This window comes from Brevibacillus sp. NSP2.1 (assembly GCF_000470975.2).
Lineage (GTDB): Bacteria > Bacillota > Bacilli > Brevibacillales > Brevibacillaceae > Brevibacillus > Brevibacillus agri.
In genome coordinates this window covers 3,414,415-3,441,177 of sequence record NZ_CP048274.1, presented here as the reverse complement: position 1 = coordinate 3,441,177, position 26,763 = coordinate 3,414,415, and the positions used below count along the sequence as shown (strand labels likewise).

Annotated in this window: 24 protein-coding genes, 2 pseudogenes and 2 other annotated features; of the genes and pseudogenes, 19 read left to right on the top strand and 7 right to left on the bottom strand. The window is 53.9% G+C overall.

Going from position 1 to position 26,763, the window contains the following annotated elements; translation table 11 throughout:
- Positions 1 to 304 precede the first annotated feature (304 nt).
- A complete protein-coding gene (locus tag M655_RS16670) occupies positions 305 to 1,738 on the bottom strand; it encodes an amino acid permease (RefSeq protein WP_007785204.1) in 1,434 nt (477 codons plus the stop codon).
- 216 nt (positions 1,739 to 1,954) lie between these two features.
- The gene (locus M655_RS16665) at positions 1,955 to 3,295 is read right to left on the bottom strand and encodes a sigma-54 interaction domain-containing protein (RefSeq protein ID WP_237716668.1); all 1,341 of its coding nucleotides are present in this window, start codon (positions 3,293 to 3,295) and stop codon (positions 1,955 to 1,957) included.
- 278 nt (positions 3,296 to 3,573) lie between these two features.
- Between M655_RS16665 and M655_RS16660 the strand changes: the two genes are divergently transcribed.
- Together M655_RS16660 and M655_RS16655 are read left to right on the top strand one after the other, a co-directional pair.
- A complete protein-coding gene (locus M655_RS16660) occupies positions 3,574 to 4,785 on the top strand; it encodes an ornithine--oxo-acid transaminase (RefSeq protein ID WP_007785208.1) in 1,212 nt (403 codons plus the stop codon).
- Between the two features lie 275 nt (positions 4,786 to 5,060).
- On the top strand, positions 5,061 to 5,198 hold the full coding sequence (locus tag M655_RS16655; RefSeq protein WP_005827113.1) for a sporulation histidine kinase inhibitor Sda: 138 nt from the start codon (positions 5,061 to 5,063) through the stop codon (positions 5,196 to 5,198).
- A gap of 161 nt (positions 5,199 to 5,359) precedes the next feature.
- On the opposite strand, the gene M655_RS16650 is transcribed toward M655_RS16655, so the two are convergent.
- On the bottom strand, positions 5,360 to 5,863 hold the full coding sequence (locus tag M655_RS16650) for a hypothetical protein (protein WP_005827115.1): 504 nt from the start codon (positions 5,861 to 5,863) through the stop codon (positions 5,360 to 5,362).
- 277 nt (positions 5,864 to 6,140) lie between these two features.
- Between M655_RS16650 and M655_RS16645 the strand changes: the two genes are divergently transcribed.
- The 5 genes from M655_RS16645 to M655_RS16625 all read left to right on the top strand — a co-directional run bounded on the left by M655_RS16645 (position 6,141) and on the right by M655_RS16625 (position 12,488).
- Positions 6,141 to 7,670 (top strand): AbgT family transporter, encoded by a 1,530-nt coding sequence (locus M655_RS16645; RefSeq protein ID WP_026557041.1) that lies wholly within the window; start codon positions 6,141 to 6,143, stop codon positions 7,668 to 7,670.
- Between the two features lie 203 nt (positions 7,671 to 7,873).
- Complete coding sequence (locus M655_RS16640) at positions 7,874 to 9,043, top strand: MalY/PatB family protein (protein WP_026557042.1); 1,170 nt, start codon at positions 7,874 to 7,876, stop codon at positions 9,041 to 9,043.
- 107 nt (positions 9,044 to 9,150) lie between these two features.
- On the top strand, positions 9,151 to 10,083 hold the full coding sequence (gene glsA, locus M655_RS16635; protein ID WP_005827121.1) for a glutaminase A: 933 nt from the start codon (positions 9,151 to 9,153) through the stop codon (positions 10,081 to 10,083).
- A 93-nt stretch (positions 10,084 to 10,176) separates the two neighbouring features.
- The gene (locus M655_RS16630; protein WP_005827123.1) at positions 10,177 to 10,458 is read left to right on the top strand and encodes an Fpa/YlaN family protein; all 282 of its coding nucleotides are present in this window, start codon (positions 10,177 to 10,179) and stop codon (positions 10,456 to 10,458) included.
- A gap of 103 nt (positions 10,459 to 10,561) precedes the next feature.
- Positions 10,562 to 10,802, top strand: a binding site (T-box leader).
- Between the two features lie 39 nt (positions 10,803 to 10,841).
- Positions 10,842 to 11,091, top strand: a binding site (T-box leader).
- A 56-nt stretch (positions 11,092 to 11,147) separates the two neighbouring features.
- Positions 11,148 to 12,488, top strand: coding sequence for a sodium-dependent transporter (locus M655_RS16625; protein WP_025848480.1), 1,341 nt, complete (start codon positions 11,148 to 11,150; stop codon positions 12,486 to 12,488).
- An 87-nt stretch (positions 12,489 to 12,575) separates the two neighbouring features.
- On the opposite strand, the gene cax is transcribed toward M655_RS16625, so the two are convergent.
- The gene (cax, locus tag M655_RS16620) at positions 12,576 to 13,619 is read right to left on the bottom strand and encodes a calcium/proton exchanger (protein WP_005827127.1); all 1,044 of its coding nucleotides are present in this window, start codon (positions 13,617 to 13,619) and stop codon (positions 12,576 to 12,578) included.
- A 171-nt stretch (positions 13,620 to 13,790) separates the two neighbouring features.
- On the opposite strand from cax, the gene M655_RS16615 reads away from it, so the two are divergent.
- Positions 13,791 to 14,051 (top strand): hypothetical protein, encoded by a 261-nt coding sequence (locus M655_RS16615; protein ID WP_005827129.1) that lies wholly within the window; start codon positions 13,791 to 13,793, stop codon positions 14,049 to 14,051.
- Positions 14,052 to 14,119: 68 nt separating this feature from the next.
- Here M655_RS16615 and sleB read toward each other — a convergent pair whose 3' ends face one another.
- Positions 14,120 to 14,887 carry a spore cortex-lytic enzyme gene (sleB, locus tag M655_RS16610; RefSeq protein WP_007785218.1) on the bottom strand — a complete coding sequence of 256 codons (768 nt, stop codon included), beginning with the start codon at positions 14,885 to 14,887 and terminating at the stop codon, positions 14,120 to 14,122.
- 148 nt (positions 14,888 to 15,035) lie between these two features.
- On the opposite strand from sleB, the gene M655_RS16605 reads away from it, so the two are divergent.
- Both M655_RS16605 and M655_RS16600 read left to right on the top strand, forming a co-directional pair.
- Complete coding sequence (locus M655_RS16605; RefSeq protein WP_007785220.1) at positions 15,036 to 16,664, top strand: thiamine pyrophosphate-binding protein; 1,629 nt, start codon at positions 15,036 to 15,038, stop codon at positions 16,662 to 16,664.
- Between the two features lie 74 nt (positions 16,665 to 16,738).
- Entirely contained in the window at positions 16,739 to 17,074 is a 336-nt protein-coding gene (locus tag M655_RS16600) for an Asp23/Gls24 family envelope stress response protein (protein WP_005827135.1), read from the top strand.
- 53 nt (positions 17,075 to 17,127) lie between these two features.
- Here the strand turns inward: M655_RS16600 and ftsW are convergent, their stop codons facing one another.
- Positions 17,128 to 18,297 carry a putative lipid II flippase FtsW gene (gene ftsW, locus M655_RS16595; protein WP_007785222.1) on the bottom strand — a complete coding sequence of 390 codons (1,170 nt, stop codon included), beginning with the start codon at positions 18,295 to 18,297 and terminating at the stop codon, positions 17,128 to 17,130.
- Positions 18,298 to 18,367: 70 nt separating this feature from the next.
- Positions 18,368 to 18,712: a YugN family protein gene (locus tag M655_RS16590; protein WP_005827140.1), complete on the bottom strand. Its 345-nt coding sequence runs from the start codon at positions 18,710 to 18,712 to the stop codon at positions 18,368 to 18,370.
- 176 nt (positions 18,713 to 18,888) lie between these two features.
- Between M655_RS16590 and M655_RS16585 the strand changes: the two genes are divergently transcribed.
- The 9 genes and pseudogenes from M655_RS16585 (at position 18,889) to M655_RS16545 (ending at position 26,752) form a co-directional block, all read left to right on the top strand.
- Positions 18,889 to 19,329, top strand: a complete 441-nt coding sequence (locus M655_RS16585; protein WP_005827142.1) for a CBS domain-containing protein — start codon at positions 18,889 to 18,891, stop codon at positions 19,327 to 19,329.
- 135 nt (positions 19,330 to 19,464) lie between these two features.
- The gene (locus M655_RS16580) at positions 19,465 to 20,514 is read left to right on the top strand and encodes a MerR family transcriptional regulator (RefSeq protein ID WP_005827143.1); all 1,050 of its coding nucleotides are present in this window, start codon (positions 19,465 to 19,467) and stop codon (positions 20,512 to 20,514) included.
- Positions 20,515 to 20,962: 448 nt separating this feature from the next.
- A complete protein-coding gene (tnpA, locus tag M655_RS16575) occupies positions 20,963 to 21,361 on the top strand; it encodes an IS200/IS605 family transposase (RefSeq protein WP_025843694.1) in 399 nt (132 codons plus the stop codon).
- Positions 21,362 to 21,365: 4 nt separating this feature from the next.
- Positions 21,366 to 22,041, top strand: a pseudogene (locus M655_RS28360) (transposase).
- A gap of 191 nt (positions 22,042 to 22,232) precedes the next feature.
- Complete coding sequence (locus tag M655_RS16565) at positions 22,233 to 22,976, top strand: thermonuclease family protein (protein ID WP_026557044.1); 744 nt, start codon at positions 22,233 to 22,235, stop codon at positions 22,974 to 22,976.
- Between the two features lie 167 nt (positions 22,977 to 23,143).
- Positions 23,144 to 24,190: a response regulator gene (locus M655_RS16560; protein WP_286085843.1), complete on the top strand. Its 1,047-nt coding sequence runs from the start codon at positions 23,144 to 23,146 to the stop codon at positions 24,188 to 24,190.
- A gap of 80 nt (positions 24,191 to 24,270) precedes the next feature.
- A pseudogene (locus M655_RS28355) lies at positions 24,271 to 24,520 on the top strand (EAL domain-containing protein); the annotation flags it as partial.
- Between the two features lie 240 nt (positions 24,521 to 24,760).
- A complete protein-coding gene (locus tag M655_RS16550; RefSeq protein WP_026557046.1) occupies positions 24,761 to 25,339 on the top strand; it encodes a glycerol-3-phosphate responsive antiterminator in 579 nt (192 codons plus the stop codon).
- Positions 25,340 to 25,489: 150 nt separating this feature from the next.
- Positions 25,490 to 26,752, top strand: a complete 1,263-nt coding sequence (locus M655_RS16545) for a PTS galactitol transporter subunit IIC (RefSeq protein WP_005827156.1) — start codon at positions 25,490 to 25,492, stop codon at positions 26,750 to 26,752.
- Positions 26,753 to 26,763: the final 11 nt, after the last annotated feature.

Sequence of the window (26,763 nt, the reverse complement as noted above, 5' to 3'; positions counted from 1 at the left end):
TTTTGACGAGAAAACACGAAATGTTATTGGGCGCCCATTGAAACATTTTCCATGGGTGGTGCGTATATAACGATAGAAACGAAAACGATGGGCGTTAGGAAAGTGAGGGAATCTGATATGGAAGATATGAAAAAGCTGAAACGGATGTTGCTGGTGACGAGTTCCCTTGGATTTGCCGTCTTTGCCATGGTAGTCATAACGGAAATTGTGCGAATCTCCCTGTAGCATGGCCAAAAAATCATGACCATAAAGCGAAAAGCTTGCCTCCTTTGAACAGGAGTGCAAGCTTTTCTTTTATATTTGCTTACAGATTGTTCGCTTTGCGATAGGAGCCCAGTTCAGTGTCTGGCTGCGGCTCCAGCTTGTTTTTGAAGCGAAGCTGGTAGATCAGAATCGCAATGAGCATGAACGGAATGCCACAGTAGAGAGCGATGCGCTGCTCCGGATCAAAGGCCAGGCTGACGAGGACGCTCAGGTTCAAAATCAGCGAAACCAATGGAAGTACAGGGTACAGCGGCGTACGGAACTTCAGGTCTTCCAGCTTGCCGCCATTTTTCAGGTAGTGGCGACGAAAAGCGAGCTGGGACGCGGAAATCGAGATCCAGCCTACCTGAGCACCCAGGCCAGCGATGGACAGAAGCACCATGAACACGGTATCTTCTGCAAAAAAGCCGGACAGAAGCGAGAGCAGAGAGATGGAAAAAGTAATAATCAACGCATTCATTGGAATGCCTTTGCGGTTGACGATCGCAAGCTTGCGGGAAGCCATTCGCTCATTGGACAAGGAGTAGAGCATCCGCGTAGCGGCGTACAAGCCGGAGTTGGCTACAGACAACAGCGCAGTCAGGACGACGAAGTTCATGATGTCTGCTGCATAAGGGATACCGATGCTGTCAAACACGACGACAAACGGGCTTTCGATCACGCCAGCCTGTTGGTACGGAATCATCCCGGCCACGATGGCAATCGCCAAAATGAAGAAGACGAGCGTGCGCCACACGGTAGCGCGAATGGACTTCGGAATCGTTTTCTCCGGTTCCTTGCTCTCGCCGGCCGCGATACCGATCAGTTCGGTACCCTGGAAGGAGAAGTTCACCGTAATCATCGTCATCAACAGGCCGGTAATGCCAAACGGAAGCAGCGGACTGCTGGTGAAGTTGGAGAACATCGGAGCAGGTTGTCCATTTTTCATGTCAATCAAGCCGAACATAGCCGCTCCACCCAAGATGATAAACAGGATGATAGCGCTTACTTTAATGCTGGAAAACCAGAATTCGGACTCACCGAACGCACGGGCAGAAAGCGCATTCAACAGGAACAGAAGGACACCGAAGATGGCGCACCACATCCAGACCGGAGAGTCAGGGAACCAGCGCTGCATCAACAGACCGGAAGACAAAAGCTCGAGGGCAACGGTTACGGCCCAGCCGAGCCAGTACAGCCAGCCTACGCCGAAGCCAAGGGACGGACTGACGAACCGGGTCATGTACGTTTGGAACGAACCAGCTACCGGCATCGCTACAGTCAGCTCGCCAAGGCAGAGCATGGTCAAATACATGATAAAGCCGCCGACCAGAAAAGAAAGGATCGTGCCAACGGGTCCAGCCTGGCTTAACGTATAGCCAGAACCGAGAAACAGTCCGGTCCCGATCACGCCTCCAAGAGAAATCATGAAGAGGTGCCTACTGCTCATACTGCGTTTTAGTTCATTGTGCTGTTCGTTGCTGCTTGGTGTCATAAAACCCTCTCCTTCACGCGAGAAATATTGATTTGATGAATGCGTTTTCAGGCGTGCTATATGTTTTGCAAGAATGATACCAAAAGTATCAGCGCAAGCAAATCATCTTTGTCAGGTAGATTATGGAGAAGAGTGCAAAGAAAATGGGCGTTTCTGTGCAAAAAAAATAAAAAAACGCCAAAAATTTTGGCGTCGTAAAATGAAGAAGCAAGCCGCTTATCCTCTGATTCCCAATTTGCGCAGGCGGTACTGCAAGCTTTGCCGACTGATGTGCAGTTCCTTGGCCGCGCGCGAGATGTTGCCGTTGTAGCGGTCTACGACGTGATGAATATAGGCGGTTTCAAACTCCTGCATCGTTTCCTTCAGCGATTTACCTTCCTCAATAAACGGAAGAGAGCGGGGAGACGCTTGCTCGCTTGCGGTCGCGCTGGCAGGGGAGCGGCGCAAAAAGTGCAGCGGCAAGTGCTCGTAGCGGATCGTCGTCTCGTCCACCATCAAGTTCATCGCCCCTTCGATGAGATGCTGCAGTTCCCGGACGTTGCCGGGCCAGTCGTGCTCCTGAAAAAATTGCAGGACGTCGCTCGCGACACCTGTCACTTCCATTTGAAACAGCTCATTGTACTTTTCAATAAAATGCGAAACGAGCATCGGGATGTCTTCCTTGCGCTCGCGCAGCGGAGGCAGGAACAGGGTGACGACGCCAAGGCGGTAGTACAAGTCTTTTCGCAAATGAGAATTGGCGATCGCCTCTACCGGGTCTTCGTTGATAGCGGCGATGATGCGCACGTCAATCGCCCGATCCTTCGTGTCGCCGATGCGCCTGATCGACTTCTCCTGCAGGGCGCGCAACAATTTGGCCTGGAGAGGCATACTAAGCGAGTTGATTTCATCAAGAAACAACGTGCCGCCTTCTGCCTGCTCGAACAAGCCCGGTCTTTCCACTGCTCCGGTAAAAGCGCCGCGGGCCGTGCCAAACAGCAAGCCTTCAATCAGGCTGTCGGGAAGCGCCGCGCAGTTTTGCGAGATGAGCGGGCCGGATGAGCGCAGGCTGGCATTGTGGATGCTTTGCACGAACAGTTCTTTGCCTGCTCCGGTTTCGCCGACGACGAGCACGGAGGAGGAGGTGCGCGCTGCCCGCTTGGCGTTTTCGATCACGTCGAGAATCGCTCCGCTTTTTCCGATAATCTGGTCAAACGTGTAGCGGGAGCCGTTTTTCGCAAGCAAGTTTTCGCGGATGAGCCGCTCCATCTTTGTCACATCGTTGGCGATCTCCATCGCGCCGATGATTTGCCCGTTTTCGATGATCGGGTATGTATTGTTGATGGTCGTAATTTCTTTTTGCTTGTCGTTGAAATACGTTTGCCGCGTATTGCGTATGCTATTTCCTGTCCGCAAGCAGGTGAGCAGCGTGCTCTCCTGTCCGCTGTGGAACTGGAACACCTCTGACAGAGGCTTGTGCAGGACGTCCTGGCGTGCCATCGACTCCAGCTCGGTCATTTTCTGGTTGTACACGATCGTCGTTCCGGTGGCGTCAATCACGTGGACGCCCTCATTCATTCTGTCTAGGATATGCTCGTAGATGCGAAGTAGCGTTTCGAGGGAGTTTTCTTGCCTTGAAGACGACACAATGGTTCACCAGCCTTTCTTCGTGACAGTATCATATCATACAAACGACTGCGTGCAAAATGATTATGCACCTGCAAAATAATACGGGAAGGACCTGCAAAATTTTTTTGCTCAAAACGGCCCGTTCCCCGTCATTTCCTTTGTTTTTTACATTGGCATCATTCTTGCTTGGATAAGATTAGCAAGTGAAATCGAAGGAGGCTATCAGCATGACGAAAACAAAAGTTGTCATTGAACAAACCGAAAAATACGGCGCACACAACTACCATCCACTACCGATCGTCATCTCCAAGGCAGAAGGCGTATGGGTAGAAGACCCGGAAGGCAATAAATATTTGGATATGCTGAGCGCGTACTCCGCTCTGAACCAGGGACACCGCCATCCGCGCATCATCCAGGCGCTGAAAGATCAGGCAGACAAAGTAACGCTGACCTCCCGCGCTTTTTACAACGATCAGTTGGGCGAATTTTACGAGAAGCTGTCCGCACTGACAGGCAAAGAGATGATCTTGCCGATGAACACAGGCGCGGAAGCAGTGGAAACCGCTCTCAAAGCTGTTCGCCGCTGGGCTTACGACGTGAAAAAAGTACCGGAAAACCAGGCGGAAATCATCGTCTGTGAAGGCAACTTCCACGGCCGCACCGTGACCATCACGTCCTTCTCTTCCGCAGAAGAGTACAGACGCGGCTTCGGACCGTTCACGCCTGGCTTCAAAATCATCCCTTACGGCGACATCGAGGCGCTGAAGCAAGCGATCACGCCAAATACAGCCGCGTTCATGCTCGAGCCGATCCAGGGCGAAGCGGGGATCATCATTCCGCAAGAGGGCTTCCTGAAACAAGCGCAAGAAGTATGTAAAGCAAACAACGTCCTGCTCGTCTGCGACGAAATCCAGACCGGCTTCGGACGTACAGGCAAACTGTTTGCAAGCGACTGGGAAGACGTCAAGCCAGACATGTACATTATGGGGAAAGCGCTTGGCGGCGGGGTATTCCCGATCTCTGCCGTTGCAGCGGACAAAGAAATTCTCAGCGTGTTCGAACCAGGCTCCCACGGCTCTACCTTCGGCGGAAACCCGCTCGGCTGCGCTGTAGCCGTAGCGGCGATGGACGTTCTCGCTGACGAAGGTCTTGTCCAACGTTCCCTGGAGATGGGAGAGTACTTCATGGAAAAATTGAAGGAAATCAACAACCCGATCATCAAGGAAATTCGCGGCCGCGGCCTGTTCATCGGCCTGGAGCTGACGACTGCTGCCCGTCCTTACTGCGAGAAGCTGAAAGAGCTGGGTCTTCTGTGCAAGGAAACGCACGAAACGACCATCCGCTTTGCACCGCCGCTCGTAATTAGCAAGGAAGACCTCGACTGGGCGATCGAGCGCATCAAGCAAGTATTGCACGTTTCCGAAACAGCAAACGCGTAACAAACACAAACAGCCTTCCGATTCAGGAGGGCTGTTTCTTTGTTTGAAAGGGAAAAAGGAAAGAGCAGTCGCAATCGTTCGACAAATTTCGACTGTCTGTGGATAAAAGTGGAATAAATATCCACATACGTATAGCGGCGTTTTCTGTTGTTACACACAGATTGCCCACAAGTTACTCACAGCATTTCCACATCGTTTGTGGATATCAGAACGGTTGTTCGATACTCTATCATCTGGTACAATGAACGCATACGAGAGGATGGAGGTGAGCAAGGGTGAAATACTTGAGTGACCAGATGCTGATAGAAGTATATCATCGTGCTGTCGACCTTCAGCTAGATTCCGCTTTTATTGAATTGCTTCGCGCAGAGCTGCAGACACGCAACATTCGCATCACACAGGCCAGCGCCTAAGAGCAACACACATAAGAACCAGCGACAAAAGCCATCCTTGGCGACGAACAGCTCCGGATTGCCAGATTCTCCTGACAATGGGAAGGGGCCGCTCAGTTAGAGGATGGCTTTTTCTGTCGTTCGTTTGTTTGACTGCTTTCCATGCTGCCCAAATCCATAGATCAGGCCGTGAAAAACTCCAACGCCGTGATTCCCGTAATCGGCGCTTCTTTTTTCAGCAAAGTTTCCGGCAAGTAAAAGTAGACAGGTCCGTCTTCCTTGATCGGCTTGCCGGCTTTGGAAAACTGCAGGATGGCCCGTCTCGCTTCGGAAATAGGGAGGACGACCGGGTCCGCGTTCTCGCGATGCAGCCGGACGTGTGTCGCCTCTGGCAGCGGTGCCGCATTCGTAATAAACGGATCCAGCCGAATCCCGTAGTCGCCGTCCAGCACTTTGCGCTCCTCTGCCAGGCTTTTGCGCTCGGACGGCAGTTGCGCGCCTTCCTTCAGCTCCTTGTCCCACTGCGTTCCTGTTCCTTGCAAATATTGCATCTGTTTGGACAAGGACGGGTCTTCTTCGCCCGCATACGTGTTCAAATCAAACTTGCGCTCGTCGAAAACCCAGACAGTCGGGTCCAAAGTGATCGGGTACGTGACAGCCCCTTTGAACACGATAACATCAGACATGAAGCATACCTCCGTAATCTTTCAACATCATCTAGCATTTTACTATACCTGTTCGCGAAAGGGCAAACAATGAAAATAACGAAAATTTCATAAATCAGTCTGAAAATTATTGACACACATTTTTGAATTTATATAATTATATTAAAATATTCTTATAAGTAAGATATTTGGCGCAGGACGGCAGGGGAAGGAACGAGCCGCGGTTTTGAACGGACGCCTGACTGGACGCGCTAACACGTTCAGGTCAAAAAACTTGGACATCATGAGGGGGCATACTATGGCAAATGGGGCAACAAATCTGAAACCGCAACTGGAGCAGCAAAGAGGCATTCTCAAATGGATCGAAACCGTCGGCAACAAGCTGCCGCATCCGTTCATGCTCTTTGTCATCCTCTGTTTGGCACTCATGGTCATCTCGGCGATTTTGTCCGCGATGAACTTGTCCGTCGTGCATCCCGGAAAAGGAGAGGCAGTCGCGGTCAAAAGCCTGCTTAGCGTCGAAGGCATTCACTGGATTTTGACGAGCATGCTGAAAAACTTCATCGAGTTTCCGGCTCTCGGACTGGTGCTGGCGATGACGCTCGGGATCGGCCTTGCGGAAAAAGTCGGGCTGTTGACCTCCGTGTTGCGAAAAATGATGGCCCGTGTGCCAAAGGCGATTGTCAGCTACGCGGTCGTATTCGTGGGCGTTCTCGGCAATCTCGCGTCTGATGCGGCGATGGTCATCATTCCGCCGCTTGGCGGGCTTGTTTTTCTGGCGATGGGGCGCCATCCGATCGCAGGATTTGCCGCCGGGATGGCGGGTGTATCCTCGGGCTTTACCGCGAACCTGTTTATCGCGGGAACCGATGCTCTCCTGTCGGGGATCAGTACAGAGGTAGCGCGGACGATTGATCCGAATGCCGTCGTCACTCCGGTGGACAACTGGTTTTTCATGTCGGCGTCCGTCTTTTTCCTCGCCTTTGCCGGAGGCTGGATTACCGACAAAATCATCGAGCCGCGCCTCGGCACATACCAGGGGGATCGGAACGTCCAGTTCGACGAGCTGACTTTGCAGGAAAACAAGGCGCTGCGTCACGCGGGGATCGCCGCGCTCGTCTTTGTCGTCATTCTCGCCCTGCTCGTGGTACCGGAAGGAGCGCTGTTGCGCGATCCGAAGACAGGCGATTTTCTGACCTCGCCGTTTTTAAAAGGAATCATTCCGTTCATTTTGCTGTTCTTCGTCACCGTCTCGTATGTGTACGGACGAGCCATGGGGCTAATGAAGACGTCGAAGGACATGCCGCACTACATGTCAGAGGCGATCAAGGACATGTCCGGCTTCATCGTGCTCGCGTTCACAGCCGCTCAGTTCATTGCCTTTTTCAACTGGAGCAACATCGGCATCCTGATGGCGGTAAACGGCGCAGAGTTCATGAAAAGCGTCGGGCTGACCGGGCTGCCTGTTGTGATTGCCTTCAGCCTGTTTACAGGCATTTGCAGCCTGTTCATCACGAGCGGCTCCGCGCTGTGGGCGATCCTGGCTCCCGTGTTCATGCCGATGCTGATGCTGCTTGACTACCACCCGGCGTTCATTCAGGTGGCCTACCGGATTGCCGATTCGGCCACGAACACGATCTCTCCGGTGAACCCTTATTTGCCGCTCATCCTCGCTTTTTACCAGAAGTACAACAAGAACGCGGGGATGGGGACGATTTTCTCCACCATGATGCCGTATGCGATCGTCTTTTTGGTCATCTGGCTCATTCAAATGGCGATCTGGTATTACGCAGGCTTGCCAGTCGGGCCAGGTGTCTATCCGCGTTAACAAACGGTGCCAAAGAGCCGCTGACTTCGTCGCGGCTTTTTGTGCGTCAAAAAGCAGGCGCAGCCTTGGACAATTGCCGACGAAGCGGTTATGCTGAACGATAGAGAGGAAAGCTTGGCTTGGCCTGGAGACGGACAACAGGAGCGAGCGGGAACAGGGCGGACAGGCTGCCGGAAGCTTTGGAAATCGCGGGAGGGAAAACCATGTACGACTTTGAGACGAGAATCGAGCGCAGAGGAACGGACAGCGTAAAATGGGACATTGACAATCCGAAGGTGAACGGAGAGGGCATGCTGCCGATGTGGGTGGCCGACATGGATTTTGCCTGCCCGCCGGAAGTGACGGAAGCGATTGTGCAGCGGGCGGCGCACCCGATCTACGGCTATTCGCTGAAGAGCGCCGCTTTTTTTGCGAGCTTGCAGGAGTGGATTCGCAAACGGTTTGGAGTCGAGGTGGAAACGAGCTGGATGGCGGGCATTCCAGGTGTAGTTCCTGGCATCCATGTCGCGATTGAGGCATATACATCACCAGGGGAGCGCGTCCTGATTCAGACGCCGGTGTACCATCCGTTTTTCCATGCGGTTGAAAACCGGGGACGGCAAGTCGTGCGCAGCTCGTTGCGCGAGCAAGACGGCCATTATGAGATGGACTGGGACGACCTGACCAAAAAGCTGAGCGACCCCGCAGTGAAGCTGATGCTTTTGTGCAGCCCGCACAATCCTGTCGGCAGAGTATGGACCAGGCAGGAGCTGGAGCGGCTCGGAGCCTTGTGCCTAGAGCATGGCGTAATCGTCGTGGCTGACGAAATCCACGCCGACCTCGTCTACGAGCAAGGCAGCCACACCCCGTACTATTCGCTTCCCCCGGAGCTGGCCAGACAGAGCGTGACGTTTTTGGCGGCTTCGAAGACGTTCAATCTGGCAGGGCTGTTCACGTCTTATCTGCTGACGGAAAACAGGCAACTGCTGCGCGATTTTACCGCGACCGCTTCCCGGATGGGCTACGAAAACTTGAACCTGTTCGGCATGGAAGCCACCATCGCGGCCTATCGGCACGGGGAGCCATGGCTCAACGAACTGCTTATGTACTTGCAGCAAAACGCGACGTACATCCAGCGCTATTTGTCTGAGCATGTACCGGGCGTCTGTATGCCTGTGCCGCAAGCAACCTATTTGGGCTGGATGGATTTTCGCCGTCTGGGCCTGAAACAGCCGGAGCTGAATCGTCTGCTTCGCGAAAAAGCAAAGCTCGGGTTTCAGGACGGCGTCGTGTTCGGACAGGAAGGGGAAGGCTTCCAGCGGATCAATTTTGCCTGCCCGCGCGCTGTCGTCGAAGAAGCGATGGAGCGTTTGAAGCGGGCCATTACGGAGTAGGGCGGGTGGCAAAAAGAGTGGCGATGCGTCCCACAATTTGACAGCCACCGTATTCAAATCTACAATCTATTCATATACATCGTGAATATGGATAGAGGGGATAGCAGATGGAGATCGAGCGAGCGTCGATTCAACTGGCCGAAGCAGTGAAAGCGGCCAGCGATTATACAGGACAAGGCAAGGTGGCGGCGTATATTCCCGAGCTGGCAAAAGTAGATTCGCGCATGCTCGGGGCCGCGGTTTGCCTGCCCGACGGGACGATTTTGTCGGCGGGAGATGCAGATGTTCCGTTTACATTGCAAAGCATCTCCAAAATATGCTCGCTGATCGTCGCGTTGTGCCAAAACGGACAGAAGCATGTGTTTGAGCGGGTAGGCAAGGAGCCGACAGGGGACCCGTTCAATTCGATTATCAAGCTGGAGACGATCAAGCCGCACAAGCCTCTGAACCCGATGATTAACGCCGGGGCGATTGCCGTCGCGGGGATGATTCAGGGCAATGGAGTGGAGCAGCGCCTGGACGCAGTGCTTAGCCTGCTGCGCAAAATGACAGGAAATCCCGCGCTGTCCATCAATGAAGCGGTTTACTGCTCGGAAAAGCGAACGGCTGCCCGCAACCGGGCGCTCGCCTGGTTTTTGAAAGACAGCGGGGTTCTTGCGACAGACGTGGAAGAGACGCTTGATTTGTACTTCCGGCATTGCGCGATTGAGGTCACAGCCAAAGAGGTAGCGAGATTGGGCATGGTGCTTGCCGCCGACGGCGTGATTCCCGAGACGGGCGAGAGAGTGATCCCGCAAGAGGTCGCCCGCATCTGTAAAACTTTTATGGTGACCTGTGGCATGTACAACGCTTCCGGAGAGTTTGCCATTGACGTCGGGATTCCTGCGAAAAGCGGCGTAGCCGGAGGGATCATGGCTGCGGTCCCGCAGCGGATGGGGATCGGGGTCTTCGGTCCTGCTCTGGACGAAAAAGGAAATTCGGTCGCCGGAGTCAAGCTGCTTGAGCTTCTCGCAAAGGAATGGAATCTTGCTATCTTTTAGCTTCTTGCAGTTGATCCAGCTTCTCCCCTTTTCAAATGGCCCAGAATCGCGTACTATGTATGATAAGGATGGAGGCAAACGGAGGGATAGGTTTTGACAGAAATTAAAGTTCCTGATCTGGAACAGAAAGCGCTAGCACTGCTCAAAGCAGACGCAGACAAGATTTACAAGCTCATCGACGTACAGATGGAAAACCTGACCATGCCGCAGTGCCCACTGTATGAAGAAGTGCTTGATACCCAAATGTTCGGGCTTTCTCGGGAAGTAGAGTATGCAGTTCGCCTTGGACTGATTGCGGAAGAAATTGGTCGTGAAATCATGGGTTCATTGGAACGCAAACTGGCGACTCTCCATGAACTGTTCAATCAAAAGTAAGGCGAGGAGAGCGGCGATTATCCTCGCTTTTCGTTTTTTTGAAAAAGGTCTTGCCTATTTGTGTTGTATATATTAAATTTATACACAAGTATTTGATATAAGCGAAAATGCGATGACGGAGACCAGTACACGGAAGACACCGCTTGACAGGGAGAAGCTGCCCCAGACTGCAAGCAGCTTTGAAGCGCGAACCGTGGAATTCCCTCCGGAGCAGCCCTCTGAACGGCAGAGCCAACTAGGAGGAAACGGGTCATTTCCGTTAACGATGAGCAAGTGAAGTGCCGGGAGCGCGAATGTTCCTGGTGCTTAATCAGGGTGGTACCGCGAACAGACTCGTCCCTTTTTTGGACGGGTTTTTTTATTCGCCTGCCTCCCTGCATAGGAAAATAGCTACGAAAGAGACCAGTAAACGAAATGTGCTGCCTGACAGGGAAGCCGCTGCCATAGACTGAGAGCAGCCGCAGGACAGCCTTCGTCGAATTCCCTCTGGAGCTGACCTCTGAACGCAAGGCGCCGCAAGTAAGAGAGTCCGGGTCATACCCGTTATCAATGACGAGGAGAGACATGTCTTTATAAGCAAAGGCGATGTCTAACTAGGGTGGTACCGCGAGAAACGAACAACTCGTCCCTTTTTGGGGCGGGTTTTTTTATGTGTGGCAGCAATCTGTATAGTTGAGGAGTGAATCATGATGAAAAATCAAGCAGAACAGTGGACGAGCCGGCTCGGCTTTATTTTGGCCGCAGCAGGTTCCGCCATTGGCTTGGGAGCGATCTGGAAATTTCCGTATATGGTAGGGACGAGCGGGGGCGGCGCGTTTTTTTGCCTGTTCCTGATCTTTACGCTCGTCATCGGGCTGCCGCTGTTGCTAGGCGAGTTTACGATTGGCCGCAGCACGCAAAAAGAAGCGATCAGCGCCTACCGGGCGATTGCACCGGGGACGATGTGGCACTGGATCGGCCGCCTTGGCGTCGTGACCTGCTTTTTGCTGTTGTCGTTTTACAGTGTGGTCGGAGGCTGGATTCTCACTTACCTGATGCGTGGCCTGTTGGGACAGTTGATCGGTGCGCAGTATGAGCAGCTTTTCGGAGAGGTCATCTCCGCTCCGGTAGGCGCAGTCGCTGCCCAGTTTGTGTTCATGCTGATTACGGCCTGGGTGGTGGCCCGCGGTGTGCAGAGCGGGATCGAATCGGCGAACAAATACATGATGCCGGCCTTGTTCATTCTGTTTCTCGTGTTGATGTTCCGTTCCTTGACGTTGCCTGGGGCGATGGAAGGCGTCGCGTTCTTCCTCCGGCCCGACTTTTCCGCACTGAGTGCAGAAGCGATCCTGTACGCGCTCGGCCAGTCGTTCTTCTCGCTCAGCGTCGGCGTATCGGTCATGGTTACGTACAGCTCGTATTTGGCGAAAAACGAAAGCCTGGTGCGCTCCGCAGGCTCGATTGTCAGCCTGAATCTGCTCGTTTCCCTGTTCGCCGGACTGGCCATCTTCCCGGCGGTCTTCTCGCTCGGCTTGGAGCCAACGGCTGGTCCTGGCCTGCTGTTTATCGTCCTGCCGTCTGTCTTTGAAAAAATTGCGCTCGGCGGACTGTTCCTGTTCATCTTCCTGGCCTTGTTCCTGTTTGCCACGCTGACCTCTGCTTTTTCCATGCTGGAAATCATCGTCGCTTCCTTGGCCAAAGGAGAGGAAGGAAAGCGCAAGCGCCTGTCGTGGATCGTCGGCCTGCTCATTTTCGTCGTCGGCGTGCCGTCTGCTTTGTCGTTTGGCGTCTGGAGCGAGGTGACCGTGTTTGGAAAGTCGATCTTCGATGCATTCGATTATCTCGTCAGCAACATTTTGATGCCGCTCGGAGCTTTGCTGATTGCCATTTTTGTGCCGCTGAAAATGAAGCGGGAAGTGCTGATCGAAGAACTGCGCGCCGACCAATCGCCGCTCGCCAAGCGTCTGTTCGTCGTCTGGCTGTTGCTGCTGAAATATGTGTCGCCCCTGGCGATCGTGCTCGTCTTCATGCAGATGCTCGGAATCTGGTAGCGGCAGCGAGCCGGCCAACTAAAAAAGGAGTGCAACGGCAACGACTGCCGCGGCGCTCCTTTTTGCTTTTTCCCAAAGCAGCGGGGATCAGGCGAAGAAGAAGGCGGTTCCGAGAATGATGTAGACCGTGAGCAGAAGAACCCCTTCAAACCAGTTGGTCGCCCCGTCCTTCGTGATCGAGATCGTAATGAAGGTCGCAACCCCGATCGCTGCCAGCTCAAAAGGCGTGAACACGATGTCCATCGGATTGCCGAGCAGCAGGCTGACCAAGACGAGCGTAGGAGCGACGAACAGCGCAATTTGCAAGCTCGAGCCGATGGCGATTTCCACGGCAGCGCCGATCCGCCCTTTCATCGCGAGCAAAAGCGCTGCGCTGTGCTCGGCGGCGTTCCCGATGATGGCGATGACGAACGCACCGACGAACAGCTCGGACCAGCCGAGCGAGTGCGACACATGCTGGACGCCGTGCACGAGCCATTCCGAGACGACCGCGACAAACACGGTCGAGACGGCGAGCATCAGGATCGAGACGCCTTTCGACCAGACAGCGTCGCTTCCGTGAGGCTCGATGTCGGACAAAAAGTCGCTGTGCGTAATCATGGAGAAAATCAGCCAGAGGATGTAGGCGACGATCAGCAAAATCGCGATGACGATGCTCAGCGTCTCAATTTTGACTGGCGGCAGCTCCCTCATGAAGACAGCCGGAATAAACAGGGCGACGATCGCGAGTGTCATCAGCGAGGCGTTGTGCCCAGCCAGTCGGCTGTTGAAGTTTTGCTCCCTGTACTTCAGTCCGCCCAAGAGCACGCTTAGCCCGAGCACGAGAAGCATGTTGCCGATGATCGCCCCGGTGATCGACGCCTTGACCATGTCGAACAAGCCTTCCTTGACGAGGAAAAACGCGATAATCAGCTCGGCGGCGTTGCCGAAGGTGGCATTCAAAAAGCCGCCAATCCGGTCTCCCGCATAATGAGCCACGCTTTCCGTCGATTTGCCGAGCCAGGCCGCGAGAAAGATGATGGCCAGGGCAGAGGTCGCGAACTGGAAAAATTCGTTATCAGTAAAGTAGTGCGCAAAAGCCGCCAAGAGCACAGAGGCCCCGACGAGAGAAAAAAAGAGTCGTAAATTCATGCGATCACCTCAATTGCAAATATCCATTAGTTACCTACCTATTGAATCATACCAGCAAAGTCTTCCTTTTTGTACCAAAAAATTGATGCTCTCCTGGAAACCAGGACGATAGGTATAGAGTTCCTCTTCTGGCAGAAACTAAACGATGAAAGAAGACAGGGAGGTGCTACTATGACCAAGCCTTTGTTGTGTCCCACGTGCAAGTCAAACCGGATGCGCTTTACCATTATCGAACAAATCCCGCGCTACATACGGCTGGACCCGCAAACGGGAGAAGTCGTCCAGCAGATGGGCAGCGAGGAACTGGACTTGTTTCATCAGCCGTACAAGGGCGAATCCTACATGATTCAGTGCGGAGTATGCGGCACGACCGAATCGGAAGAGCGGTTCGTCAAGATGGCGCAGCATATGCAGTCCCAGCGCTCCACCTGACAGGACGGGAAAACGTAAACAGGCACGCAGTCTGCTCGACTGTTGTGCCTGTTCTTTTTTTGCAAACCTTATCGGCAGAAGATGTGGCGGCCGATCTTTTTGATTTGCGGACGGCTCCAAATCCAACCGGACGTAGCCGTATCCGGGTTGAAGTAGTAGATTGCCCCTCCGGTCGGGTCCCAACCTTTCAAGGCGTCGTTGACCGCTTTTTTCGACTGCTCGTTTGGCGTCAGCCAAATTTGCCCGTCTGCTACAGCGGTGAAAGCGCGCGGCTCGAAGATCACCCCGGCAGGTGTGTTCGGGAAGGCGGGGTTTTTCGTCCGGTTCAAAATGACCGCTGCCACCGCTACCTGCCCGATGTACGGCTCACCGCGGGCTTCCCCGTAAACCGCATTTGCCATCAGGCGCAGGTCGTTGGCCGAGATGTTGGCGGCGTGGTACGTCTCTTTTTTCGGACTGCTCGGCGCCGCAGGTGCGCTCGGAGTTGATGGCGACACGCCCAAGTCTGCCGCGGTCGGCTTGTAGTTTTTCGTAGCGTTGTACAGCTTCAATTTCGTTTTCGCTCCGAGCACGCCGTCAACAGGCAGTCCGAACTCGTACTGGAAGTTGCGCAGTGCCCAGTACGAACGCCAGCCGAAGATCCCGTCTACCGTCCCGGTATAAAATCCGAGGTGCTTCAGGCGATACTGCATTTCCCGGACGTCGCTCCCTTCTGCGCCCACTTTGACGATTTGCTGGCTGAACGCATCGGAGCGCATGGGAGAGATCATGATCGCGGTTGTGACAACGAGCGCTATTGCTGCCAGTGCTATCAGCCATTTCACAGGCTGCTTCATTTTTGCTCCTCCTTTGGAAATGTGCTAATCAACTGATGATAATTGTTAGGTTCTCCAACTTTCTACACAACGCCCTAGTAAAATACTGGAGAATGCGTACACTACCATTGACTTTTTCATGGCTGTAGATTGAATGGAGGAGTAGCAAATGAGAGTGGCGCAATACGTGACGAAACAACTGGCAGAGTGGGGCGTAAAACGCGTCTACGGCGTGGCCGGGGACGGCATTTTCGCCTGGCTGGACGCGCTGGGGAAACAGTCGGAGATTCAGTACATTTCGTGCCGGCACGAGTCTGCGGCGGCGATGATGGCGAGCGCCGAAGCGAAGCTGACGGGCAAGCCGGCCGTGTGCGCAGCGACGATGGGACCGGGCTTCGTCAACCTGCTGAACGGGCTGGCGGATGCGCATACAGATCGCGTTCCCGTCATCGCTATCGCCGGACAGGTCGAGACGCACAAGCTGGGCGGGGGCTACAAGCAGTTTGTCGCCCAGGAAGACATGATTCGGCCGATCAGCGCCTACCAGACGACCGTCAGTCACCCGGACGCCGTGGGCGAAGCTTTGCACCGCGCCTTCGTGACGGCTGCCCAGCAAAAAGGCGTGGCGCATCTGGCGATTTGCAAGGACGTGTTTGCGCAAAAAACGAAAGCGGTCGTGCTGCCGCAACTGCCGCGCATCCCGCGCGTGCTCGGCGACCGGGTGGAGATCGAATCCGCCGCAGAACAGATCATGCGTGCGAAAGCGCCGCTCATCCTGCTTGGCACAGGAGCGCGTCCGGCGGCAGCTTTGTGTTTACGGTTCGTGGAGCAGTTGGGCGCAGGAATTTTGTTGTCGCTCGGGGCAAAAGGGGCCATCGACGAGTCGCATCGCCTGGTGCTCGGCGGCTTGGGCGAAGGCGGCAGCGAGGCTTCCCTGCAAGCGCTGGAAAAGGCCGATTTGCTCGTCATTTTGGGCGCAAGCTGGTTTCCGAAGGAGTTCATTCCGAAGCAGTTGCCGATCATCCAGGTCGATCACGCGGCGGCATCCATGCATGCGCATTCGCAGCTTCTGCCTGTCACGGCCGATCTGCTGGACGTCCTGCCGATGTGGAGCCACCGTTTAAAAACCCGTCCGCCAGGCGATGCTTGGGAGAAGAGCGTAGAGAGCTGGCATGCTCGGTTTTGGGCGGAAAACGCAAAGCGCAGTCAGGCGCAGTCGCCTGACGAGGCAGTGAGGCCGGAAAGCTTGATGCACACATTGGGCGAGGTGGTGGCAGACGATGCGATTGTCGCGCTCGATACCGGCGAGCATACGATCTGGTTCAATCGCGCGTTTCGCGCAAGCAGACAGCAGCCGCTCTTTTCCGGGAAGTGGCGCACGATGGGCTTCGGTTTGCCAGCGGCGATTGCGGCCAAGCTCGCTTTTCCGGGCAGGCAAGTGGTCTGCATAACCGGAGACGGCGGCCTGCAAATGAATCTCGCGGAGCTGATGACGGCAGCCGAACAGCAACTCGCGATCACGGTCGTGGTCGTGAACAACCGGACGCTCGGTTTGGAAGAACTGAAAATGCAGCAGGAAGGGTTTCGCCCGTTTGGCGTGCAACTGCACAACCCGGATTTTGCCCTGTGGGCCAAGGCGTGCGGGGTGGACTCCCAGGTGGTGCGCACGGGTGCGGCCTTGGAGCCTGTCTTGCGGCAAGCGCTCACGGGCGAGCGCTTGACATTGCTTGACATCCATTGCACAGCGCCGACATTATCCGAGAGAAAAAAACAAATTCCCTTCCAAGCCCAAGCATGAGTTGTTTATAATGAAAGAAAACTCAGATAAAACGGGGGAGCAGATATCATTCGGTCGAAGAGGAGGGCATCCTGATGGCTGACAGACTTGGCGAGATCAGAGTGGCCGATCAAGTAATCGCGATCATTGCTGCCGTAGCCGTGGAGGAAGTGCTGGACGTTACTGTGCGGTCGGGTGGGCTGTATCAGGACTTGGCGAAAAAGCTGAATGGCGGGGCGAAAGGAATCACCGTGGCGGTCACAGAGGACAGAGTCATCGTCGACATGCGCGTGTCAGTCCGCTATGGCGCGCAAATTCATCGCGTGTGCCACACGTTGCAGGAAAAGGTGAAGGAAGCCGTCGAGAGCTTGACCGGACTGTTTGTGGAAGCGGTCAATGTGCGTGTAGAGACAATCGAGCTTGGCAAATGAAAACGACCTGCGCATCGGCAGGCCGTTTTTTTGCTTCTGGGCAAAGCGAGATGCTACATTGAATAAGGCTGCTTCTTGAGCTGCTCCTCCAGCTTCTGGCGGCTGACCTCGCGCGACACGCTCAGCAAAAAGCCTGTCGAGATCAAGCAAACGAGCAAGGAAGAGCCCCCGTAGCTGATGAAAGGAAGAGGTACGCCCGTGAGCGGAATCAGTCCTGTCACGCCGCCGATGTTTAAGATCGCTTGCAGGGCAATCATGCTGACGACCCCGATCCCGGCCAGGCTGGCAAAGGTGTCCTTGACGCGCAGACATATGTGGATGCCGCGCAACAGGAACAGCAGGTAGACCAGCAGGAACAGAGAAGAACCGATAAACCCAAGCTCCTCCGTAATGATGGAGAAAATGAAGTCGGTGTGCATCTCCGGCAAGTACAAATACTTTTGGATGCTCTTCCCGAAGCCCGTCCCGGACAGTCCTCCGTGGGCGATGGCAATCCACGACTGAATGATGTTGTACCCGGTTCCGCTCGGATCGTTCCATGGATTGATGTAGGAGTTAATGCGATTCAAGGCATGCGGCTTCAACGTGATGTATCCGAGAAAAGCCACGGTCACAACCGGGCCGCCGAGGCCAATCAGGTGACGAAGTCTCGCTCCGCCGCAGATCATCACGATCAAGGCGCTGCCCAGAAGAATGGCGGCTGACCCAAGATCGGGCTGCACGACAATCAGGAGGAAAAACAAACCGGTAACCATGAGCGGGGGAAGCAAACCAGACTGGAGTTTGCGTACCCCCTCTCCTTTTTTCGCGAGAATCGCCGCCAGGTACAAGATCAGACCTAGCTTGGCGAACTCTGCGGGCTGCAGGCTGGATGATCCGATCCTGAACCACGAACGCGCTCCTTTCACATCCTCCCCGATTCCCGGAATCAGCACGAGCACAAGCATGATGAAGCTTCCTAACGCAATCAGCAAGAAATTGCGCTTGTAAAAGGAGAAGGGAATATTCATGGCGACCAGCATGCCGACGATTCCGATCAGCAGGAAGCGGATTTGCCGCTTCACGAAATACAGCTCGTCCCCGTTGCAATAAGAGCAGCCATTGCTAGTGAAGCTGGTCAGGGCGAAAATGGAGCTTGCACTAAGCACCATGGTAATACCAAACCCGACGATCAGGGCGGTTAAAAACAGGAGCAGGAAGTCAGGTACGCCCCTAGTCTTCACGGTAATACCCCCTTCTACGTGAAACAGAGAGGGGATACCTCTCTGTACCGCAGTGCGTTTTCATTTGGAATTAGTGCGAGGAAAGCTTTTCGCCAAGCATTTGCAGCTTGAGCTTCGCCGTTTTGACAACGGATTCAGGCATCGGATAGTCGTAATCCAGTCCGTGCGGGAAAAGGTGTTTGCCCATGTACGGATCTTCCAGCTTCAGGACGGCATGGGTGTCTTCCAGCTTGCCTTCGATCACGTTTGCTTCGATGCGCAGGTAGAAGACGTTTCCTTTATCTTGGATCTTATAATCGTATGTAGCGTGCTTGTAATCCCAGGCGCCACGATCAAAGCCAAGCTCGCTCATGTAATGCTCCAGATCGGCGAAAAAGACTTCTTTCGTGCTAAGCCCAGTGTCCTTGATAACCATTCTTTTTCCTCCTACAAATGGTGAGATTTTCACTTATTAATGATAGTCTGTTTTTGGAAGAAGCGCAATGCATAACTCCATTTCGGCCGCGACCTTAGCTTGCCCTTTCTCGCGAATGAAAGGATAGCGGAGAGGACAAACTACAATCGTTCAATTAGCAAAAGGAGGAGAACGAAATGGCCAAAGTGGAAAACCGTACCCTGCGCGAAATTATGACCAAAGATGTCGCAACCGTGACGCTTAAGGATAATGTGTACGAAGTAGCTTGCAAAATGCGTGACTGGAACGTAGGCGTCATCCCTGTCGTCGACGAAAAGAACGACGTCATCGGGATCATCACCGACCGCGATATCGTCATTCGCGGACTTGCGGAAAAGCATGAAGGCTCCACGGCGACAGAAGTAGTCATGACCAAGGACATCATTCTCGGCCAGCCGGGCATGACAGTCGATGAAGCGGCGAAGATCATGGCCCAGCACCAAATCCGCCGCCTGCCTGTGGTGGAAAACGGCAAGCTCGTCGGCATTGTCGCCCTCGCAGACATGGCGATCCGGCAAGTGCACCACGACGAGGCGAGCGACGCGCTCCAAGAAATTTCCGAGCCTGCTCATCACTAATGGCTGCCTGAACCAAAAGCACGCATGAAAAGCTGCCGGAAGCAACGCCGGGCAGCTTTTTCGTTTTTTCTCTGTACATTGACGCAGCGGTAAGGTATATGATACCGATAAAGAAGCTGACAGGGAGAGACACGCATGCTGATTAAGGACATGGCGCGCAGGCTGCAAATCACGCCGCGAGCCATTCGCTATTATGAGGAAAAAGGGCTGATCCGGCCGGCGAAGGCAGGTGATTCCGGATATCGCCAGTTTACCGAAGAAGATGTTTGGCGGCTGCAAACGATCATGACGCTGCGCGAGGTCGGAATGTCGATTGACGATATTCGCGAGCTGCTGGCGCAGATGAAGGAGCACGAAGGTACCTTGCTGCATTACCTGGAACTGCAGCGCTCTTTCATGTACACGAGATGGGTGGAGATGGCCAAAGTCATCCAGACGACGGAGGCGATGATCGAGCGCATCGGCAACAGCCAGACGATCGACCCGGGCGAGCTGTTCGAGCTGGCAGAAGCGAACAAACGGCTGCGGCAAACGCGCGACAACTGGGTGGATCGCTGGAATTTCAACCAGATGGCAGACAGTTACGACGAGTGGGTGCAGCGAGAGTCGCAAAGCACGAACGCCCATCAAGCGTACGAGCGGGTGCTGGATGAAGTCGTCGCCGCGCTCGGTCCCGTGAAAGGCGAGAGCGGGCTGGACGCAGGCACAGGCACGGGCAACCTGGCGAGCCGTCTCGTCCGCCAGGGGGCGAGCATGAGCGGCTTCGACCAGTCGCCGCAAATGTTGAAGCGCTGCCGGAGCAAGCTGCCCGGGATGGAGACGAAGCTCGGAACCTTTTTCGCCTTTCCGTTTCTCGAGGATCGCTTTGACTTTGTGGCGACGAGCTATGCGCTGCACCTTCTCGATGACGACCAGAAGCTGCTCGCGCTCGCCGAATGCCGCCGGGTGCTGAAGCCGGGGGGACGCCTGGCGATCGCGGATTTGATGTTTGTGGACGAGGCTGCCAGACAGGCGCATCTCGCTGCATTGGCCCGAGACGGGAAGAACGAGGCGATTGCGCAAATTGAGGACCGCTTTTACGCCGACCGCTCGCGGCTGCTCCGGGAGCTTGCGGCGCTCGGATTCGCCGCAGAGGCGCGACAGCTCACCACGTACACGCATATGATCGTCGCGAGGCTGAAATAAGAAGAACATTCCTTTACTTTTGGGCTCTTCCAAACGCTGACACGTGCCTAGCCTTCTGCATAGGCTGTAGCGAGAAGGAAAGGAGGACTCCACTATGGGTCTGTTCGATAGCTTTTTTGATCGCGATAACGAGGAGTTTCTGTGGATTATCATTGTCGTGGTCGTTCTGCTGTTCTTGTTTAGCGCCGATCGTGACTAAGTCTGTACGTATAGACAAAACGACCTTGTGGAAGGTCGTTTTTTCGGTTTAGGCGAAAAAAACTTCTGTCGCCAGAATCTGTTCTTTTGGCGGGGCTTCACGCAAAGCCGCGTGCGGAACGAGCGAAAAGACGAGGCCGTCAAGCTGCGCAGGCAGCGGCGGACTTACGAAACACATAGCACATGTGCGAGTGTTTTTCTTTTGTTATTCATCGTTGAAGTTTGTTTTTTATACTGATACAATGACCCTATGGGACAAGAATATAGACGTACAGCTACCACAGTATCTCTCATCCACTATCATTTTGTTTTCTGCCCTCGTTATCGAAGAAAAGTATTAGTGAACCAGGTGGAAATTCGATTCAAGGAACTACTTGAAAAAATATGTCAAGAGAATGACTGGCATATAGTAGCCATGGAAGTGATGCCAGATCATGTCTATCTGCTCCTGAACTGTCTTCCCACCGATTCTCCATCAGACATCATGGCAAAAGTGAAAGGAGTGACCTCTCGAATCATAAGGCAGGAGTTCAAGCATCTTGCTCATTTGCCGAGTCTGTGGACACGCTCTTTTTTCGTAAGTACAGCAGGAAACGTATCAAGCGAAACCGTAAAGCGTTATGTGGAAGAACAAAAGAAAAGGGGGTGAACACATGCAAGCTTTAACGGTTACGGTTCGCCTATCTCCTGATCACCAGATCTTCTTCGTCATTTAGGAAAGGAATATATTCGTGTAGTCAATCAGCTAACGGAACAAGCTGAACAACTTGGTACGTTTCCAAAGACAACGACGAAAAATGTAGAAACCATTCTACCATCAGCCGTCTGTAATCAAGCCATACGTGATGCCAAGAGTGTATACCGAAAAATCAAGAAGTTGGGTACTCGCCCCATTCTGAAAAAACCTGTCTATTTCGTCAACAATCAAAACTACACGGTATCCGAAAATACAGTTGCTTTCCCGATCGTGGTAGATGGAAAGACGAAGAAAACAGCGTTTGATGCTAGGATGACGAGCCGAGATCGGGAACGGTTACGCAAAGGAAAATGTGGGTTGATGCGTATCATGGAAAAGTCAGGGAAATGGTACGCTCAAATTTCGGTAGGCTTCAGCAATTCATCTCCTACAAAGCAAATCTTGTTGGGATACAAGTTGTGGAAGTGAATCCAGCCTATACTTCTCAACTCTTTCCTGTCTGTGGGGAGAAGAACAAAGCGAGAGACAGAAAGTACGAATGTTCATGCGGATTCAAAACGCATCGTGATCGGGTTGGAGCCATCAATATCATGCGTCAACCTGTGGCAGATGGTAACAGTCTGTCAGCCTAAGATGCTAGACGCACTGTCTTAGGACGGGCTGATGAGACAGCCCTGAACTTGGGGGAACTACGGATAGCAGAAATGCACTTCCGACTACCACCCAAGAATCCCATTGGTACCAAAGGTGTCAGCTTGCCCCTTTAGGAGTGGGAATCTCAATAATCTGAGAATCAATGCAACAAAGAAGAGGAGAAGAATCAATGAAACCAATCGTACTTTACTTGTTCGCTCTGGCGCTTCTCTTGGCCGCCTGTTCCGCTTCGGGACAGCCCGAGGCAAACGGGGAGATGACCGCTACGGTCAAACGGGTGGTGGACGGCGACACGTTTGAGCTGGCGAGCGGGGAAAAGGTGAGAATGATTGGAGTCGACACGCCGGAGACGGTCAAGCCTAACCATCCGGTCGAGCCATATGGCAAGGAAGCCAGCAACTACACCAAAGAGCTTTTGACAGGGAAAAAAGTGACGCTCAAGTTTGACGTGGAGCCGTACGACAAATATCAGCGGCTGCTCGCTTATGTGTATATGGAAGACGGGACGTTCGTCAATGAAAAGCTGGTGCGGGACGGCTACGCGCGCATCATGACGATTCCGCCGAATGTCGCCAAGGCCGATGTGTTTCTGGCAGCGGAGCGCGAGGCGCGGGAAGCCAATCGCGGGCTGTGGGGCCTAGATCCTGACGGCAAGGACGCGGGCAAAAAGCCAGCGGACAAAAAATCAGCAGACAAAGAAACGGGCAAGTCCGCCGCGAAGCCTGGCAAACCAACGGACAGTGACCGCGATACGCCGCCAGAAGGCAAAGCGATCAAAGGCAACATCAACGCCAAGGGCGAAAAAATTTATCACGTCCCCGGCTCCGCCAGCTACGAGCAGACGAAGGCCGAGATGTGGTTCGCAACAGAAGAAGAGGCGCAAGCTGCCGGGTTTCGCGCTCCCAAACGCTAGGCGGGTTTGCTGTCTGCGAGGGGCTGCCGGAGCGAGCGGATGTCCCCGACCATCCAGCAAGGCGCCCGAAGAGAGGCAAGAGCAGTTCGCCGACATACCGCATGAGCGGGGCGCTGGATGAAGCGCATTTCTGATTCGTTTGCCGACAGGGAAGGTGGGGAATTTTTATGAACGTGATTATTGTGGATGACGAGCCGCTTGCTCTTCGCCGTATGGCCCGGATGCTCGCGCGCGTGGGCGGTCTGAACATTCAGGGGCAGTACCGGGAGCCGCGGATGGCTCTGGATAAAATCGTCCAAGCACCCCCGCAGGCCGTGTTTCTCGACATCCAGATGCCTGAGCGAAACGGAATCGAATTGGCCGAACGAATTTTGCAGGAGCATCCGGATACCGCGATCATCTTCGTCACCGCCTACGATGAATACGCGATCAAGGCATTCGAGCTGAACGCCTTGGACTATTTGTTAAAGCCGATTCAGTACGACCGCCTGCAAAAAACGATCGAGCGGCTTTTCAAAAGCCGGCCGCCTCAGCCAGCGAGCGTCCTGCAGGCTGGGACTGGCTTCCTTCGCTGTTTTCGCTCCTTGCAAATGGAGCAGGCTGGAAGAGAGCCGGTGACGATTCGCTGGAAAACGGTCAAGGGGCAGGAAGTATTCGCCTTTTTGCTGCATCACCGGGGAACGGTCGTCAAAAAGCAGGTGCTGCTCGACCAGCTCTGGCCGGACATCGACTGGAAGAAAGGCATTACGCAGCTCTATACGACCGTGTACCCAATCAGAAAAACATTGAATGAAGAAGGACTGGCGATCCAGATTGTAAATTGTGATGAAGGATATTTGCTGGAGATGAACGGAACGAGGCTGGACGTGTCTGAATGGGAAGCAGCGCTCGACGGCGCGCCGGAGCTGACTGGCGAAACCGTGGACGGGCATTTGCGGCTGTCGCAGCAATACAGGGGAGACTATTTGGCGGACCACCATTACCGATGGGCGGAAACAGAACGAAGCCGGCTTCGCGGAAAATTTTTGCAGCATGCCCATCGCCTCGCCCGGTGCCGAAGTACTATATCCATCGGCATATTGCCCAGATCGGCTTGCACATTCCAAAAGAAGAGCGGGAGAAAACAAAAAAGCTGTTTTACGAGGCTTCCGGCGACTTGCCGAACAGCTTTGAAACGCGTTGGCTGCATCCGGACGGGAGAAGCATCGAGCTGAGCGTCATGAAGGTTCCCGTCGACATCGCGGGAGAATTGATGGGGACGCACATCATCATCAAAGACATCACGGAAGAAAATGACCGCTCGTTCATTACCGATATTTCGCCAAGCCAAAACGACCGGGCAATCGTGTCCACGATCATCCCATGGCGCAAAACCTCAAGCTCGACGTCATTGCGGAAGGGATCGAGACGAAAGACCAACTGGACATTTTGACGGAGAATGACTGCAAAAAATCCAGGGCTACTACTTCGCCTGCCCCCTGTCAGCGGACGATGTGGAGAAAATGTTTTTCATGCCTTCGCGCCTTCTGGACAGTCGCAAGTAGCTGGGCTGGCAGGCGGCTTCTTTTCAGCGGCAAAAACTTCGACGAGGGCGTTTGCCGTGCGCTTTGGGCCAACCTGTGATTTCGGGTTGGCCTCGATTTTTACGGGGCGAAGGTTGTGGGCAGAAAAGTGGGAAGATTTTTATTACAGACGGTTGACAAACCAAAAATTCTGTTATTAAATAATGGCGAAAGCGCTTTAATTAACAATCAACAACGAAATGTCAAAAGAGGGCCTCCCAGATGGCGAATGCATTTTTTTCTAATCACGTCACAATTCCTTCTGTCAGGGACCTGCGCCATTTTCAGTTTGCATTGCAGAGTGAGGCGCCCATCATCCTGCTCTCGGATGTCCATATCGGCAATCTGAAGAGCTTGACGCAAAAGTGCCACGAAGCGCGGAAAAAAGTGATTGTGCACGTAGACTTGATCGGCGGGTTGAACAAAGACCAAATCGGCATCAAGCTGCTCAAAGATTTGTTTCAGGTGGACGGACTCATCTCCCCGAATGCCAAGATCGTCAATCGGGCAAAAGATGTCGGCCTGATCGGGATTCATCGCTTCTTTTTGCTCGACTCGCGCTCGCTGGAAAACGGCTTGAGAGGTCTTGAAATGAGCGAACTCGATGCGATCGAGATTCTTCCCGGCCCGTTCGCCAAACCGTTTCTCAACCAGTTTCGGGCGGTCAAAAATGTGCCGATTCTCGCGGGCGGTTTTATCGATTCGGTGGAAGTGATCCACGAGCTGTTCGACGCCGGGATTAACGGCGTGACGACGAGCAAGCGGGATTTGTGGAATACAATGTACAACAAAATACAGTAACGGGTTATGTGTAGATGCGAAACCCTACAGAGAGTTAGTGCGAAAAGGCGCTAGCTCTGTGTAGGGTTTTTTGTTTGCGAAAAAGGAGGTGGTGCAGCCGACGAGTGCTGCTTGTGCAAGCCAAAAAACAAATGGGGGAGGCAAACGTAAATGGCGGTTATTCAATTTTTGATTCAGCTTGGTCCAGCAGTCATGATGCCGATTATTTTCTTTATTCTGGCGATGATCTTTCGGGTGAGAGTCGGGCAAGGCTTCAAAGCATCCATGCTGGTAGGCATCGGGTTTGTCGGGATCAACCTCGTCATCGGCCTGTTGCTCGGAACGCTCGGACCGGCAGCAGAAGCGATGGTCAGCCGTTTTGGCCTGTCGCTGACGGTCGTAGACCCGGGCTGGCCGGTCGGAGCGACGATTGGCTGGGGGACGCCGATTGTTCCGTTTGTTGTGTTTAGTGCCGTAATTTTGAATATTTTGCTGCTTATGTTTAAATGGACGAAAACGGTCAACATCGACATTTTCAACTACTGGCACTTCATGCTGACCGGGGGCGTCGTCTACGCGGCGACCAACAGTGTCGTGGTCGGAACGATTGCGGCGCTGATCCACTTTTTGATTGCCATCGTGATCGCAGACGTCACCGCCCCGCGAATCCAAAAGGAATTTGATCTGAAAGGCGTCTCGTTCGCGCATGCCACTTCGGCCATTTACGTGCCGATCGGGATGGCAGTGAACTGGATCATCGAAAAAATTCCGGGCCTGCGGACGATCAAAGCCGATCCGGAAGAAATCACCAAAAAATACGGAGTGATGGGCGAGCCGCTCACCTTGGGGACGATTCTCGGCGTTCTGCTCGGGATATTGGCGGGCTTCGGGATTGCCGAAATTTTGACGCTCGGTGTAAAAGTGGCGGCGGTCATGGTGCTGCTGCCTGCGATGATTAACGTGCTGGTGGAAGGGTTGGAAATCGTGCGCAAAGCAGCGGAGGCGTTTTTGAAACAGCGGTTCCCGGACCGGGAGTTTTACATTGGTCTGGACACGGCCTTGCTGATCGGAAACCCTGCCGTGCTCGCCACTGGCTTGCTGCTGATCCCGGGTGCTTTGATCCTCGCCATCCTGCTTCCGGGCAACAAGGTGCTGCCGTTCGTGGACTTGGCGTCGCTCGTGTTTTTGATTCCGATGGCGGCTCCGTATTTGCAAAAAAACCTCGTCCGCCTGTTTATTTCGGGGCTGGTCATGGTCGCGCTCGTCCTCTATGCCGGAACGAGCATCGCCCCGCTGTACACGACCGCGGCCAATCTGGTGAACGTCTCGCTGCCGGAAGGAGTCAGCGCCACGACAGAACTGGCTAACCTGGTCGGCGGAGCAACGACGCCGCTTGGTTGGCTGCTCATCAAGCTGGCCTCAATTTTTGCATGAAACCGTTAAGG

What these genes read in the sequence shown, in the direction of transcription:
- M655_RS16670 (WP_007785204.1), bottom strand. Translation starts at nt 1,738, where the DNA reads ATGACACCAAGCAGCAACGAACAGCACAATGAACTAAAACGCAGTATG.
- M655_RS16665 (WP_237716668.1), bottom strand. Translation starts at nt 3,295, where the DNA reads ATGAATGAGGGCGTCCACGTGATTGACGCCACCGGAACGACGATCGTG.
- M655_RS16660 (WP_007785208.1), top strand. Translation starts at nt 3,574, where the DNA reads ATGACGAAAACAAAAGTTGTCATTGAACAAACCGAAAAATACGGCGCA.
- M655_RS16650 (WP_005827115.1), bottom strand. Translation starts at nt 5,863, where the DNA reads ATGTCTGATGTTATCGTGTTCAAAGGGGCTGTCACGTACCCGATCACT.
- M655_RS16645 (WP_026557041.1), top strand. Translation starts at nt 6,141, where the DNA reads ATGGCAAATGGGGCAACAAATCTGAAACCGCAACTGGAGCAGCAAAGA.
- M655_RS16640 (WP_026557042.1), top strand. Translation starts at nt 7,874, where the DNA reads ATGTACGACTTTGAGACGAGAATCGAGCGCAGAGGAACGGACAGCGTA.
- glsA (WP_005827121.1), top strand. Translation starts at nt 9,151, where the DNA reads ATGGAGATCGAGCGAGCGTCGATTCAACTGGCCGAAGCAGTGAAAGCG.
- M655_RS16625 (WP_025848480.1), top strand. Translation starts at nt 11,148, where the DNA reads ATGAAAAATCAAGCAGAACAGTGGACGAGCCGGCTCGGCTTTATTTTG.
- cax (WP_005827127.1), bottom strand. Translation starts at nt 13,619, where the DNA reads ATGAATTTACGACTCTTTTTTTCTCTCGTCGGGGCCTCTGTGCTCTTG.
- M655_RS16615 (WP_005827129.1), top strand. Translation starts at nt 13,791, where the DNA reads ATGACCAAGCCTTTGTTGTGTCCCACGTGCAAGTCAAACCGGATGCGC.
- sleB (WP_007785218.1), bottom strand. Translation starts at nt 14,887, where the DNA reads ATGAAGCAGCCTGTGAAATGGCTGATAGCACTGGCAGCAATAGCGCTC.
- M655_RS16605 (WP_007785220.1), top strand. Translation starts at nt 15,036, where the DNA reads ATGAGAGTGGCGCAATACGTGACGAAACAACTGGCAGAGTGGGGCGTA.
- M655_RS16600 (WP_005827135.1), top strand. Translation starts at nt 16,739, where the DNA reads ATGGCTGACAGACTTGGCGAGATCAGAGTGGCCGATCAAGTAATCGCG.
- M655_RS16590 (WP_005827140.1), bottom strand. Translation starts at nt 18,712, where the DNA reads ATGGTTATCAAGGACACTGGGCTTAGCACGAAAGAAGTCTTTTTCGCC.
- M655_RS16585 (WP_005827142.1), top strand. Translation starts at nt 18,889, where the DNA reads ATGGCCAAAGTGGAAAACCGTACCCTGCGCGAAATTATGACCAAAGAT.
- M655_RS16580 (WP_005827143.1), top strand. Translation starts at nt 19,465, where the DNA reads ATGCTGATTAAGGACATGGCGCGCAGGCTGCAAATCACGCCGCGAGCC.
- tnpA (WP_025843694.1), top strand. Translation starts at nt 20,963, where the DNA reads ATGGGACAAGAATATAGACGTACAGCTACCACAGTATCTCTCATCCAC.
- M655_RS16565 (WP_026557044.1), top strand. Translation starts at nt 22,233, where the DNA reads ATGAAACCAATCGTACTTTACTTGTTCGCTCTGGCGCTTCTCTTGGCC.
- M655_RS16560 (WP_286085843.1), top strand. Translation starts at nt 23,144, where the DNA reads ATGAACGTGATTATTGTGGATGACGAGCCGCTTGCTCTTCGCCGTATG.
- M655_RS16550 (WP_026557046.1), top strand. Translation starts at nt 24,761, where the DNA reads ATGGCGAATGCATTTTTTTCTAATCACGTCACAATTCCTTCTGTCAGG.
- M655_RS16545 (WP_005827156.1), top strand. Translation starts at nt 25,490, where the DNA reads ATGGCGGTTATTCAATTTTTGATTCAGCTTGGTCCAGCAGTCATGATG.